11 protein-coding genes and 1 other annotated feature are annotated in these 12930 nt (G+C 37.5%); of the genes, 10 read left to right on the forward strand and 1 reads right to left on the reverse strand.

The features are described from left to right. The first annotated feature begins 16 nt into the window (after nt 1-16). The 4 genes from ACVWM0_RS02050 to ACVWM0_RS02065 are packed head-to-tail and all read left to right on the forward strand — an operon-like array spanning nt 17 to nt 3282. Nucleotides 17-1048: a lipoate--protein ligase gene (locus ACVWM0_RS02050; protein ID WP_476472993.1), complete on the forward strand. Its 1032-nt coding sequence runs from the start codon at nt 17-19 to the stop codon at nt 1046-1048. After that, nucleotides 1045-1770 carry an ATP-binding cassette domain-containing protein gene (locus tag ACVWM0_RS02055; RefSeq protein ID WP_476472994.1) on the forward strand — a complete coding sequence of 242 codons (726 nt, stop codon included), beginning with the start codon at nt 1045-1047 and terminating at the stop codon, nt 1768-1770. Before ACVWM0_RS02050 ends, ACVWM0_RS02055 begins: the two co-directional genes overlap by 4 nt. Further along, complete coding sequence (locus ACVWM0_RS02060; protein ID WP_476472995.1) at nt 1767-2450, forward strand: methionine ABC transporter permease; 684 nt, start codon at nt 1767-1769, stop codon at nt 2448-2450. Before ACVWM0_RS02055 ends, ACVWM0_RS02060 begins: the two co-directional genes overlap by 4 nt. 1 nt (nt 2451) lies before the next feature. Beyond that, nucleotides 2452-3282, forward strand: a complete 831-nt coding sequence (locus tag ACVWM0_RS02065; RefSeq protein WP_476472996.1) for a MetQ/NlpA family ABC transporter substrate-binding protein — start codon at nt 2452-2454, stop codon at nt 3280-3282. Between the two features lie 45 nt (nt 3283-3327). Here ACVWM0_RS02065 and ACVWM0_RS02070 read toward each other — a convergent pair whose 3' ends face one another. Next, nucleotides 3328-4002 carry a hypothetical protein gene (locus tag ACVWM0_RS02070; RefSeq protein ID WP_476472997.1) on the reverse strand — a complete coding sequence of 225 codons (675 nt, stop codon included), beginning with the start codon at nt 4000-4002 and terminating at the stop codon, nt 3328-3330. Nucleotides 4003-4317: 315 nt separating this feature from the next. Here ACVWM0_RS02070 and ACVWM0_RS02075 point away from each other — a divergent pair, with 315 nt between their 5' ends. The 6 genes from ACVWM0_RS02075 (at nt 4318) to ACVWM0_RS02100 (ending at nt 12923) form a co-directional block, all read left to right on the forward strand. Next, the gene (locus ACVWM0_RS02075; protein ID WP_476472998.1) at nt 4318-6042 is read left to right on the forward strand and encodes a septation ring formation regulator EzrA; all 1725 of its coding nucleotides are present in this window, start codon (nt 4318-4320) and stop codon (nt 6040-6042) included. A gap of 119 nt (nt 6043-6161) precedes the next feature. Further along, complete coding sequence (locus tag ACVWM0_RS02080; RefSeq protein ID WP_476472999.1) at nt 6162-7310, forward strand: cysteine desulfurase family protein; 1149 nt, start codon at nt 6162-6164, stop codon at nt 7308-7310. A gap of 11 nt (nt 7311-7321) precedes the next feature. Next, nucleotides 7322-8539 carry a tRNA uracil 4-sulfurtransferase ThiI gene (gene thiI / locus ACVWM0_RS02085; protein ID WP_476473000.1) on the forward strand — a complete coding sequence of 406 codons (1218 nt, stop codon included), beginning with the start codon at nt 7322-7324 and terminating at the stop codon, nt 8537-8539. 211 nt (nt 8540-8750) lie between these two features. Then, a complete protein-coding gene (locus ACVWM0_RS02090; RefSeq protein WP_476473001.1) occupies nt 8751-9413 on the forward strand; it encodes a redox-sensing transcriptional repressor Rex in 663 nt (220 codons plus the stop codon). 71 nt (nt 9414-9484) lie between these two features. Continuing rightward, entirely contained in the window at nt 9485-9979 is a 495-nt protein-coding gene (gene tpx, locus ACVWM0_RS02095; protein ID WP_476473002.1) for a thiol peroxidase, read from the forward strand. A gap of 42 nt (nt 9980-10021) precedes the next feature. After that, nucleotides 10022-10222 (forward strand) — a binding site (T-box leader). 55 nt (nt 10223-10277) lie between these two features. Further along, nucleotides 10278-12923, forward strand: a complete 2646-nt coding sequence (locus ACVWM0_RS02100; RefSeq protein ID WP_476473003.1) for a valine--tRNA ligase — start codon at nt 10278-10280, stop codon at nt 12921-12923. Nucleotides 12924-12930 lie beyond the last annotated feature (7 nt).

Raw genomic sequence — 12930 nt, forward strand, 5'->3', positions numbered from 1 at the left:
AAATGGAGGAGTCCGCGTGTTATTTCACATAATGAAAAGTCGTGATATTCGTAAGAACTTGGCCACTGAATATTACTTGATGAATGAAAAAGATTATAATCAACCAGTCCTCTTGTTTTATATCCAAGAGCCATGCGTCATACTGGGACGAAATCAAAGTGTGTATGAAGAAGTGAATATAAATAAATTAAAAGAGAAAAATATCGTATTAAGTAGACGGATGTCTGGCGGTGGTGCAGTTTATGATGATTTAGGTAACCTTAGTTTTAGTTATATCTTGGATAAAGAAGCCAAAACGTTTGGCCACTATGCATCTATCTTAGAGCCAATCGTTAAAGCTATTAAGAAGTTAGGTGTTTCAGATATTAGGGTAGAGGGTCGGAACGATATGGTGATTGGTCAAAAAAAAATATCGGGCAATGCAATGTATACCAAGGGGACAAAAATGTTTTCCCATGGGACCTTATTGTTTGATGTGGATTTAGACGTGTTGCCAGACTTATTAACCGTCTCTGAGGAAAAATTAGCTTCTAAAGGAGTTAAATCTGTTAAGTCCAGAGTAACCAATATAAAACCTTATTTAGAGAGTCAATATCAAGAAATGACCACTGAGATGTTTAGAGATTACTTGGTGACCGAATTAATGGGGACAACAGATAAACAACGCTTATCTCGCCAGGAAATTCATCTAACAGCTGAAGATGAGCTGTGCATAGAGGCTTTAATGGAGAGGACTTACAGTAATGACGCTTGGATTTATGGTGCTTCCCCAGAGTTTACATTGAAAAGACGACGCTATTTCGATGGTGTTGGAACAATACATGCCGAATGGTCTGTTGTGGAAGGTAAACTCAGTGCTATATCTTTAAGAGGCGATTTTTTTGGCCAAAAACCTGTAAGTGAATTGGAAGAAAAATTACAAGGATTCTCTCTTTATTCAAAGGATAGTGTGGCTGAATTAGACGCCTTGAATCTTTCCCTGTATGTGTCAGGACTACAACCAGAGCAGTTGTTGGAAGTATTGACAGAATCGAGGGAGACAGAATGATTCGATGTGAGCATGTATTAAAGAAATACCAGAGTGAGTCTTTTGCTATTCAGGACGTTACTTTTGAAGTGTTACCAGGTGAGATAGTTGGAATTGTTGGTGAAAGTGGTTCAGGTAAATCAACGTTACTTAAGTTATTAAATGGAATGTTAGTACCAGACAGTGGGATAGTAGAGTTATTTGGGATTAATACCAAATCAGCCACCAAGAGTCAACGTCAATTAATAAAAAATCAAACGGGAATGATTTTTCAGCATTACAATTTACTGCATAATCTAACGGTGTTAGATAATGTATTGTTACCCTTGACGTTACTAAAAAGGAAAGACAAAGAGAAAGCCATAGAGTTATTAGAAATGGTCGGTCTAAAGGATAAATTGCACGATTATCCAAGCCAATTAAGTGGGGGGCAAAAGCAACGTGTTGCCATTGCTAGAGCATTAATCCGCGAACCAAAGGTATTGCTTCTAGATGAAGCCACAAGTGCATTAGATGAAGGAACAACGTATGAATTGTTGGATCAATTGAAACGGATTCATGCCCAATTGAAACCAACGATTATTTTTGTGAGTCATGAGTTAGAAAGTGTGAAATACTTATGTGACCGAAGTCTAGTGTTGGACAAAGGGCAACTTATTGCTGATGTAGCTATCTCTCAAGTGTCTTCAGAACAACGAGAGATGAGCTACAAAGAAAAAGCAGTAAGGAGTTTAACCTCATGACAGAGAACATCGAAATGATTAAGTATTACACACCAGAGTTGTTAAAATCATTAAAAGAAACAGGGCAAATGATAGGCATTAGTATGTTGGTTGGAAGTTTGATAGGACTCCTTATAGGGACTCTGTTGTTTTTACTCCGAAAAGACGGTGTCTATGAAAATATTTGGTTACAAAGAGGGCTGAATGTTTTTGTGAATGTCATTCGCTCCTTTCCGTTTTTATTACTGGTTGTCGCTTTAATTCCACTAACACGGATAGTGTTTGGGACAGCCTTTGGTCCGATTGCGGCTTCTTTTTCACTGAGCATTGTGGCCATTGCTATCTATGCCCGTCTAGTGGAACAAGTGTTACTTGATATCCCAGAAGAAACCTTGGAATTAGCAGATTCTTTAGGGACAACCCTCCCCCAGCTTGTTTACCATTTTTTGTGGTTAGAAGCTCGAAGTGGTTTGGTTTTAGCTGTCACGTCCATGTTAATTAGTTTGGTTTCTTATTCTACCATTATGGGCGTTGTTGGTGGTGGTGGCATTGGAGACTTTGCGATTAGATACGGTTATCAGCGGTATGAATATGGTGTGATGTATTTTGCAATTGTGGTAATGATAGTTATTGTAGGTAGTATTCAAATGATTGGAACGAATATAGCAACACGATTAGATAAAAGGAAAGTAGGAAAATAACATGAAAAAAAGTATTAAAGCATTAGGTTTATTAGGATTAATGATTGGTCTTGGGGCTTGTGGAAACCAAGAAAAAACAGCGACAACGGAAACAACAAGTAAAGAAGATAAAGTAATCAAAGTAGCGTCTCAAGCAACACCTATGACTGACGTTGTTGAAGTAGCAGCGAAAGTAGCTGAAAAAGATGGCTGGAAAGTTGAATTAGTTCAAGTTAACGACAACATCCAATACAATGAATTATTGAAAAATGAAGAAGTTGATGCGAACTTCGCTCAACATGAACCTTATATGATGAAATTTAATCAAGAAAAAGACGCTAAATTAGTAGCAATCCAAAAAATTTACAATGCTAAAGTTGGGTTCTATTCTAAAGAATTCACAGATGTAAAAGATATCCCAGAAAAAGCAAAAGTAGCTATCCCAAGTGACGTGTCAAATGAGGGCCGTGCTTTAGCGATGTTAGCCGATCAAGGATTAATTACAATGAAAGATGGCGTTGGTTTCCAAGGAACGTTGAAAGATATTGAAGAAAATCCTAAAGACTTAGAATTTTTATCGATTGATTTATTAAACTTAGCAGAGGCTTACGATGAAAAAGATGTGGCTTTAGTTTATAACTACCCAACTTATATTGCTAAAATTGGTTTGAAACCAACAGATGCTTTATTCTTAGAGAAAAACATTGACGAGCGTTTTGCCATTCAATTAGTAGCAAGAGAAGACAACAAAGATTCAGAAAAAATCAAAGCTCTTAAAAAAGCAATGACAAGTAAAGAAGTAAAAGACTTCTTAGAAAAAGATCACAGTGACACATTAACACCAGCATTCTAATGAGGATAAACAAGCCGATGAATAATCTATTCATCGGCTTTTGTTTTATAAAGGATCAGCGCTTAGAGAAAGTGTCGGTACAGGTCGTCCGGGGTCATAAGAAGTAGGCTCTTCCTCTTTTGGCACAGTTATGCTAACGGTAACCGGACCTACCTTAGAATAGAAGCCAATAGCCTCATAGGTCATGTCTGTGAGATGAGCTGTAGCAGTTAGTCGCTGTGTGCGTGTGGCATCATCTAAGAAAATAACCCGCTCTTCCTTGTTGTCGATTTTTTTTACTTGATCTTGGATAGAAAAAAAGTAGTAATAATCGTTTTGGCCTAAATAGGTAGTATCTTGTTGGACCGTTTCTGTTAACTCATAAAAAGGTAAATGATCCGTTTTGATGAGGGAATCATAGGTTAGATTAGCATGCTTAGCAGAAGAGGTATCTTCCGCTGTTAAAAATTTAGCTCGGCGGTTGCGGTTATTAACAGATTGATAAGAAACATAATCGGTATAAGTCGTGACATAATAGTTGCCTATGCCAATGAGTAAGATACCGAGTGTGAGTAAAGTCAAAGAAACGATAGTCACTATTTTTTTGCTTTTAGTACTGTAGAATAAGGTTAAAATAAAACCAAACACAATAAATAACAGAACTAAAACTAATAAAGGGAACCACGTGTGAATCATGGTTTCAGAAAGGGTCCAGTAGTCACTGGAAAGGGATGGATTCATCTATAGCGCTCCTTGTTGTATCGATTTTATTTATCGTACGTAAGCTTAGACTAAAAGTCAATAAGAAAACGATAGTTATAGATTGGTTGATTGTCGTATATTTTAAGTTAAAGTGTTTTTTTAATAATTATTTAGTGATACAAAGGTATGAATGTGATATAATCTTTCTTAGATGTAAATTTTCTAAATAAACAGATTAATTGCGCGAATAACAGGTTTTCACTATATTCCAATAGGACGTGTTGAAAACTGTTTTTTTCTGGTGAAATGAAAGGGTAGTGGTCACAACATTATTTTTTATATGGAGGAAATTTCATGAATACTAAACTTTGGTTATGGATGTTATTAATCGTAATCATCATAGCAGCTGGATTATATCTGGTGGCGTTTTATATGAGACGAAAAAATCAAGGTCAACTGGAGGAATTAGAAGAACGTAAACTTGCGTTATTCGATCAACCAGTATTAGAAGAAGTTGATGACGTTAAAAAGATGCACTTAGTGGGCCAAAGTCAAAACACATTTAGAGAATGGAACCAAAAGTGGATTGACATTTCTACTATCTCTTTCGCTGAATTAGAAAGCCTAATATTTGAAATTGAAAATTTAAACGAAACGTTTCGTTTAATGAAAGTGAAAGAAGCAATTGAAAACGCAGACGATACATTAAAAGGAATGGAATCAGAAGTTAAAGACATTCGACAAGGCTTAAAAGACCTTAGAGACAGTGAAAAACGTAACTCTGAAGCCGTACAAAAAGCCTTAGACGCGTACGAAGCTATCAGTCAGACGGTAACATCAGATGCTGACAAATATGGCGTTGCTTATAAAGAACTTGAAAAACAAATTCAAAATATTGAACGAGATTTTACACAATTTGTTGCTCTAAACACAGCTGGCGACCCAATGGAAGCTAGAACAGTGTTAGAGAAAGCAGAAAAGAGAACTTATGACATTCAAAAGGTCATTGACACAGTACCACCATTATTTGAGACCTTAGATAAGGTATTCCCAAGACAACTAAAAGAAATCAAAGATGGTTATGAAGCGTTGATTAAAGACAACTATGTCTTTGAGAACGATGTCGTGAACACAAACGTTGAAAAACTAGAAAATAAAGTTCATTCAACTCTTTTAAACTTAGAAAAACTAGAAGTTGAAAATGTTGAAAAATTAAACGTGGAAATTGCTAAAGAAATCGATCAACTGTACGATGTGATGGAAAAGGAAATTAGCGCACGTGCTTATGTGACAGAACATAAAGCTAAAGTCGTGAGTTTCTTAGCACACGTGGAAGAAAACAATAACCGTTTAATGATTGAACTAGACCATGTGTCACAAAGTTATATTCTGAACAACAACGAATTAGGTATGGTTCGTGGCTTCCAAGCTCAGATGGAAGAAATGCAAAAAGCATTCGATGCAACAGATGACAAACTATCAAATAAAGAAGCAGTCTTTTCACAAGTCGCTGCCTTCTATCGCGAAAGTCTAGCACAATTAGAGGACATTGAAGAAGAACAAATGGAAGCAAACCGTTCAATCAAAAAATTAGCACCAAGAGAACGCGAAGCTATTACCAAAATTGATGACTATGAACTAGAGTTGCGTATGTTAAAAAGACATATTGAAAAGCAACGCTTACCTGGAATACCAAGTAGTTACTTAGAATTCTTCTTTGTAACTGGTGAAAGAATTGAGGAGTTAAGTAGAGAACTTAACAAGATTAGAATAGATATGAATCAAATCGATCGTTTAGTGACACTGTGTGAGGAAGATGTGTTAACATTAACTAACAAAACAGAAGGACTAATTGATAGTGCCGCTTTAACAGAGCAAATGATTCAGTACGCTAACCGCTTCCGTTTCTCTCATCCAGAAATCAAAAATGCGATTGATCGAAGTTTAAGTTTATTCTCTCGAGAGTATCAATACGATGAGTCTTTAGATGTTATTTCTGAAGCCATTGAAAGAATTGAGCCTGGAGCGACTGAACGCATTAGAAAATATTATTTTAATAATAAAGAGAACATGATCTAAACAGTAGCTCGTCTACTGTTTTTTTCATTCTTTTTTTGTGTTAAATTGGAATCAGTTGAAGTTAAAGAAAGCAAACGTGTTATAATGAAACATGAATTTTTGAAGAAAGAGTGAATCACATGATTTATTTTGATAATAGTGCAACGACTAGTATGCATCCTATGGTACTAGATACGTATGTAAAAACAAGCCAACGATTTATTGGTAACCCTTCTAGTTTGCATCGGTTGGGTGAGCAGTCTCATGTCTTACTAGAAAAAGCGCGGGAACAGATTGCTAATCAATTAGGTGTATCGCCTAAAGAAATTTATTTTACAAGTGGTGGAACAGAAGGAAACAACTGGGTATTAAAGGGCAGTGCCATGGTCAAACAAACCTTTGGTAAACATATCATTATTTCAGCTGTAGAGCACCCATCGGTATCAGAGACAGCTAAGCAATTGGAAAGTTTAGGATTTGAGGTGTCTATTGCGCCTGTTTCCTCAGAAGGTGTGGTACTAGTTGATGCCCTAGAATCCCTTATCACCTCCGAAACGATTGTCATTTCAACAGTTGTGGTGAACAGTGAAGTGGGGAGTTTACAACCTATTAAAGCAATCAGTGAGATGTTAGAAGGTTATCCGAACATTCATTACCATGTGGATGCGGTTCAAGCGGTAGGGAAAATACCCACAGAAAAATGGTTAACCCCCCGTGTTGATTTTGCTACTTTCTCATCCCACAAGTTTCATGGACCAAGAGGAACAGGGTTTATTTATTGGAAAGAAGGCCGTAAGTTAGCCCCTTTATTAGCAGGTGGAGGACAAGAAGGTAATTACCGCAGTGGGACAGAGAATTTACCAGCCATTGTAAGTAGTGCTAGAGCGTGTCGCTTGCTGTTTGAGGACATGGAGTTGAAAGTCACACAAATGGAACGTTTGAAGACCTACTTAATTGATTCGTTGAATGGTTATGAAAAAGTAACCGTGTTTTCAACGGAAGGCGATCATTCAGCTCCTCATATCATTTGTTTTGGCATCAGAGACATTCGAGGAGAAGTGTTGGTCCATGCCTTTGAGAATAAAGAAATCTTTATCTCAACAACCAGTGCCTGTTCAAGTCGTAAAAAAAGCTCAAGTAGTACGCTAAGTCGTATGGGTGTACCTGGTAAAAAAGCAGAAACAGCCGTAAGAGTTAGCTTAGATGAAAAAAACACCATGATGGAGATGGAGCAATTCCTCATTATTTTCAAACAATTATACGATAAATTTTCTAAAATAACAGAGTAAAGGATGATACCATGCAACACACAGAAATCATGATTCGCTACGGTGAATTATCGACAAAAGGTAAGAACAGACGTTTATTTATTAATCAATTAGCTTATAACGTGAAGCAAGTGCTACATGAATACCCAGACGTAAAAATTCGCGGAGACCGTGACCGCATGCATCTAATTCTGAATGGCTCAGACAGCCGTGGGGTGATGGGGCAATTAACAGAAGTCTTTGGTATCCAAAGTTTCTCACCAGTTATTCGCATTGAAAAAGACACAGACTTAATTTGCCAAACAGCCATTGAAATGGTTAAAGAATTATACGTCCCTGGCAAAACCTTTAAAGTTCAAAGTCGCCGATCGGATAAATTGTTTACATGGGACAGCAATGAGATGAACCGTGAAGTTGGGGGAGCTATTTTTAATAGCATTGAGGGCATTCAAGTTAAAATGATTCAACCAGACATTCGCATGGAAGTAGAAGTGAGACAAGAAGCTGCTTATTTATCTTGTGAGACGATTTATGGACCAGGCGGTTTACCAGTGGGCTCTAGTGGCAAGGGCATGCTGATGCTATCAGGAGGGATTGATTCACCTGTTGCAGGTTACCTTAGCATGAAGCGTGGTGTGGAAATCGAGGCAGTCCATTTCTATAGTCCTCCTTACACATCAGAACAATCACTGCAAAAAGCCAAGGACTTAACAGTGAAGTTAACACCTTACGTTGGTAGCATTCAATTTATCACTGTTCCTTTCACAGAAATTCAAGAATCCATCAAGAAAAACGTTCCTTCTAGTTACTGGATGACAGTGACCCGTCGTTTTATGTTACGTTTGACAGATCTTATCAGAGAGCAACGTGACGGCTTGGCGATCATTAATGGGGAATCATTGGGTCAAGTAGCATCACAAACCATGCACAGCATGTTAGCGATCAATGAGGTCACAACAACGCCTATTATTCGCCCGGTGATCACAATGGACAAAAATGAAATTATTAAAATTGCTGAGGACATTGATACCTTTGAATTAGCAATTCAACCTTTTGAAGATTGTTGTACTGTCTTTGCGCCACCAGAACCAAAAACAAAACCTAAATTAGAAAAAGTTGTTAAATACGAAGCGTTCTTAGACGTTGAAGGATTAGTTCAACGTGCTTTTGAAGGAATTACAGTAGAAGAAATTAAAGTGAATGATTCCTATCTTCATCAAGGAACCAAAGACATTGATGATTTATTATAAAAAGGGAAACTGTCAAAGAAATTTGACAGTTTTTTTATGTTCATTATGTATCATAGTTGTATAAAGTCTGGAATAAAGACAAGAACGAATAGAATGATAAAAGCCTAACAAAATAATAAAAGAACATACATTTTTTCACAAACCAATTGATATTGGCTAAAATCCGTGATACACTAAAATGTGAAAACTGTCACAAGAGGAGGAGTATAACATGGAATCAAAACCTAAAGGAAAAGCCATTCCAAAAGCAACAGCAAAACGAATCCCGCTATACTTTAGATATTTAAAAACATTGAATCACAATGGTGTAAAACGCATTAAATCTCAAGAATTTAGTAAAATGATTCAAATCCCATCGGCGACTATTCGTCGAGATTTTTCACATTTTGGTGAGCTAGGACGAAGTGGTTATGGGTATGATGTCCCTTACTTAATCGAAGTATTTAGCGAGATTCTAAACACAGACATTGAAAAGAGAATTGCTTTAATTGGTGTTGGTAATCTAGGACGTGCCTTAGTCAAAAATAATTTTAGAAGAAATGATAACTTGAATATTGTGGTTGGATTTGATACAAACGAAGATCTAATAGGAACAGAAATCAATCGAGTGAAGATTGAGCATGTTTCAGAAATGGGACGTATGGTAGAAGAAGAAAAAATAACCACAGCGATTATGACTGTGCCGAGTGAACGTGCCCAACAAATTGCTGATGAGTTGGTGGAAGCAGGCGTTACCGCTATTTTGAACTTTGCGCCTAAGAGAATTAAAGTGCCTCATCATGTGCAAGTACAGTACATTGATTTGACCACAGAACTACAAACCCTTATTTACTATGATGAAAATTACAATAGTCCTAATTTAGAGATATTATAAGTCATCTTTTTTGTTATTTTACCCAGCATTCATTATACTGTTAGGTAGAAAGACAAGAAGGAGTGTTGGATATGAAAGTATTATTACAAGGTAATCCAGTAGAATTAGAAGGCGTACAACCAGAAGTAGGACAAGTAGCCCCAAACTTTGCTTTATTAGATTTAGAGGATAACAAAGTAGAGCTAAACACATTAGTGGCTGACAAACCAGTCATCGTGAGTGTCGTTCCAGATATTGATACAGCTATTTGTGCCTTACAAACAAAACGTTTCAACCAAGAAGCGAGTAAAATTGATGGGGTTCATTTTGTGACAATCTCTAATAATACTAAAGAAGAACAATCTAGCTGGTGTGGTGCTGAAGGCGTAACGATGACAATGTTACGTGATTCAGATTTAGATTTTGCTAAAAGCTACGGCCTATTAATTCCAGCAATTAACCGCTTAGCACGCTCGATTTTTGTTATCGATACCAAAGGTAATGTGGTCCATGCTGATATTTCTAATGAAGTAGCAGAAGAACCAAATTACGAAGCGGCATTAGAAAAAGCAAAATCATTGATTTAGGTTTGACCTGGTCCGTGAAACATTGTAAAATAAATGCACATAACAAATGCTTAGATTAAGAGGAGTAACATCTCGATTGGTTCTAGAAAGAAAACCCTTGGCTGTAAGGTTTTCCCATTGACAGATGCGAAGGTTGCTTAGGAGCAGAGACATCCGATTAGTGATCGTTATCTCACTTCAAAGTGACAATGCGTGTGAGGCGCATTGTAATCTAGGTGGTACCGCGAAACATTCGTCCTAAAAATAGAAATATTTTTAGGGCTTTTTTTATTATCTCAGAAAGGAAATGGTGTAATTTATGACAGAAGAATTAAACAACTTGGCGCCAAAATTCGATCCAAAAGAAGTAGAGAAGGGGCGCTATGAGAAGTGGTTAGAAACAGATGTGTTCAAGCCAAGTGGCGATAAAAGCGCACCTGCGTACTCGATTGTTATCCCACCACCAAATGTGACAGGAAGACTTCATTTAGGTCATGCTTGGGATACAACGTTACAAGACATGATTATCAGACAAAAAAGAATGCAAGGCTTTGACACTCTATGGTTACCAGGAATGGACCATGCAGGGATTGCCACACAAGCCAAAGTAGAAGAGAAACTACGCGGTGAAGGAGTGACTAGATACGATTTAGGTCGTGAAAAATTCCTAGAAACAACGAATGAATGGAAAGAAGAATACGCAGGACATATCCGTGAACAATGGGGAAAAATGGGTCTATCTGTGGATTACTCTCGTGAACGTTTCACTTTAGATGATGGTTTATCTGAGGCCGTTAAAAAAGTCTTTGTTAAGTTATATCAAAAAGAGCTTATCTACCGTGGTGAGTACATCATTAACTGGGACCCTCAAGCAAAAACAGCCTTATCAGACATTGAGGTTATCCACAAAGACATCGAGGGTGCTTTTTATCATATGTATTACCCATTAGCAGATGGTAGTGGGAAGTTAGAAATCGCAACGACACGCCCTGAAACCATGCTAGGGGATACAGCCGTAGCCGTTCACCCTGAAGATGACAGATACAAAGACTTAATTGGTAAAAAAGTGATTCTACCATTAGTTAACAAAGAAATTCCAATCATCGCAGATGAGTACGTTGAAATGGACTTTGGAACTGGGGTTGTTAAAATCACACCAGCCCATGACCCTAATGACTTTGAGGTAGGTAATCGTCATAATCTACCACGCGTTAACGTAATGGATGCTAGTGCTGTCATGAATGAAACAGCTGGTAAATACGCTGGAATGGACCGCTTCGAAGCACGTAAAGCAGTCATCAAAGATTTAGACGAGTTAGGTCTATTAAAAGAAATTGAAAAACATGTTCATAGTGTGGGACATTCTGAACGAACAGGGGTTGTAGTTGAACCACGTCTATCGACACAATGGTTTGTTAAAATGAAGCCTCTAGCTGAAATGGCTATCAAAAACCAAGAAACAGAAGATAAAGTGACCTTCTATCCACCAAGATTTGATCAAACCTTCTTAACTTGGATGGAAAACGTTCATGATTGGGTTATCTCACGTCAATTATGGTGGGGACACCAAATCCCAGCTTGGTATCACAACGAAACAGGCGAAATGTATGTAGGGGAAGAAGCACCTTCAGACATTGAGAACTGGACACAAGATGAAGACGTTTTAGATACATGGTTCTCAAGTGCCCTATGGCCATTTTCAACAATGGGTTGGCCAGATGAGGAGAACGAAGATTTCAAACGTTACTTCCCAACAAGCACATTAGTAACAGGGTATGATATTATTTTCTTCTGGGTAAGTCGTATGATTTTCCAAAGTTTAGAATTTACAGGACAACGCCCATTTGAGAACGTGTTAATGCATGGGTTAATTCGTGCAGAAGACGGACGTAAAATGAGTAAGTCTTTAGGTAATGGGATTGACCCAATGGATGTGATTGAGAAGTACGGAGCAGATGCGCTACGCTGGTTCTTATCAAACGGCTCAACGCCAGGTCAAGACATGCGTTTTAGTTATGAAAAAATGGATGCTTCTTGGAACTTCATTAATAAAATTTGGAATGCCTCACGTTTTGTTATGATGAACTTAGAAGGTTTTGGTTACGAAGACATTCAATTAGAAGGTCATAAAACAGTAGCTGATCGTTGGATCTTAACTCGCTTAAACGAAACGATTGAACGTGTGACTCACTTCTTTGACCGTTTTGAGTTTGGTGAAGCAGGCCGTCACTTATACAACTTTATCTGGGATGATTTCTGTGACTGGTACATTGAAATGAGTAAAGAAGTTCTTTACGGAGAAGACGAAGAACAAAAGAATATGACACGTAGTATCTTAACGTATACTTTAGATAAAATCTTGAAATTATTACACCCAATTATGCCATTTGTCACAGAAGAGATTTGGGAAAAATTACCTCATGAAGGAGAGTCTTTAGTTGTTGCTCCTTACCCAGTAGTGGTTGAATCATTAAGTGATGCAGAGGCTGCTAAGGGAATGGAAGTACTAAAAGAGATGATTCGTTCTGTACGTAATATTCGTGCTGAGGTGAACACACCACTATCTAAACCAATCACGTTATTGATTAAAGCAACAGATAGCACAGTGAAAGGCTTCTTAGAAGAGAACACGAATTACATCGAACGTTTCTGTAATCCTGAAGAGTTAGTGATATCAGATACGATTGACGCACCAGAAACAGCCATGAGTGCCGTGATTACTGGGGCAGAAATTTACCTACCTCTAGAAGGATTAATCAATATTGAAGAAGAAATTACTCGTTTAGAAAAAGAATTAGATAAATGGGACAAAGAAGTAGAACGAGTACAGAAAAAATTAGCTAACGAACGCTTTGTAGCTAGTGCACCAGAAGCAGTTGTTGCTGGTGAAAGAGCCAAAGAAACAGATTATTTAGAAAAACGTTCAGCCGTGATGGATAGAATTAATACATTAAAACATAGCTAGCAGGAGG

The sequence above is a fragment of the Vagococcus sp. 211 genome (genome assembly GCF_056322705.1).

What these genes read in the sequence shown, in the direction of transcription:
- thiI (WP_476473000.1), top strand. Translation starts at nt 7,322, where the DNA reads ATGCAACACACAGAAATCATGATTCGCTACGGTGAATTATCGACAAAA.
- ACVWM0_RS02100 (WP_476473003.1), top strand. Translation starts at nt 10,278, where the DNA reads ATGACAGAAGAATTAAACAACTTGGCGCCAAAATTCGATCCAAAAGAA.
- ACVWM0_RS02070 (WP_476472997.1), bottom strand. Translation starts at nt 4,002, where the DNA reads ATGAATCCATCCCTTTCCAGTGACTACTGGACCCTTTCTGAAACCATG.
- ACVWM0_RS02055 (WP_476472994.1), top strand. Translation starts at nt 1,045, where the DNA reads ATGATTCGATGTGAGCATGTATTAAAGAAATACCAGAGTGAGTCTTTT.
- ACVWM0_RS02075 (WP_476472998.1), top strand. Translation starts at nt 4,318, where the DNA reads ATGAATACTAAACTTTGGTTATGGATGTTATTAATCGTAATCATCATA.
- ACVWM0_RS02060 (WP_476472995.1), top strand. Translation starts at nt 1,767, where the DNA reads ATGACAGAGAACATCGAAATGATTAAGTATTACACACCAGAGTTGTTA.
- ACVWM0_RS02080 (WP_476472999.1), top strand. Translation starts at nt 6,162, where the DNA reads ATGATTTATTTTGATAATAGTGCAACGACTAGTATGCATCCTATGGTA.
- ACVWM0_RS02090 (WP_476473001.1), top strand. Translation starts at nt 8,751, where the DNA reads ATGGAATCAAAACCTAAAGGAAAAGCCATTCCAAAAGCAACAGCAAAA.
- ACVWM0_RS02065 (WP_476472996.1), top strand. Translation starts at nt 2,452, where the DNA reads ATGAAAAAAAGTATTAAAGCATTAGGTTTATTAGGATTAATGATTGGT.
- tpx (WP_476473002.1), top strand. Translation starts at nt 9,485, where the DNA reads ATGAAAGTATTATTACAAGGTAATCCAGTAGAATTAGAAGGCGTACAA.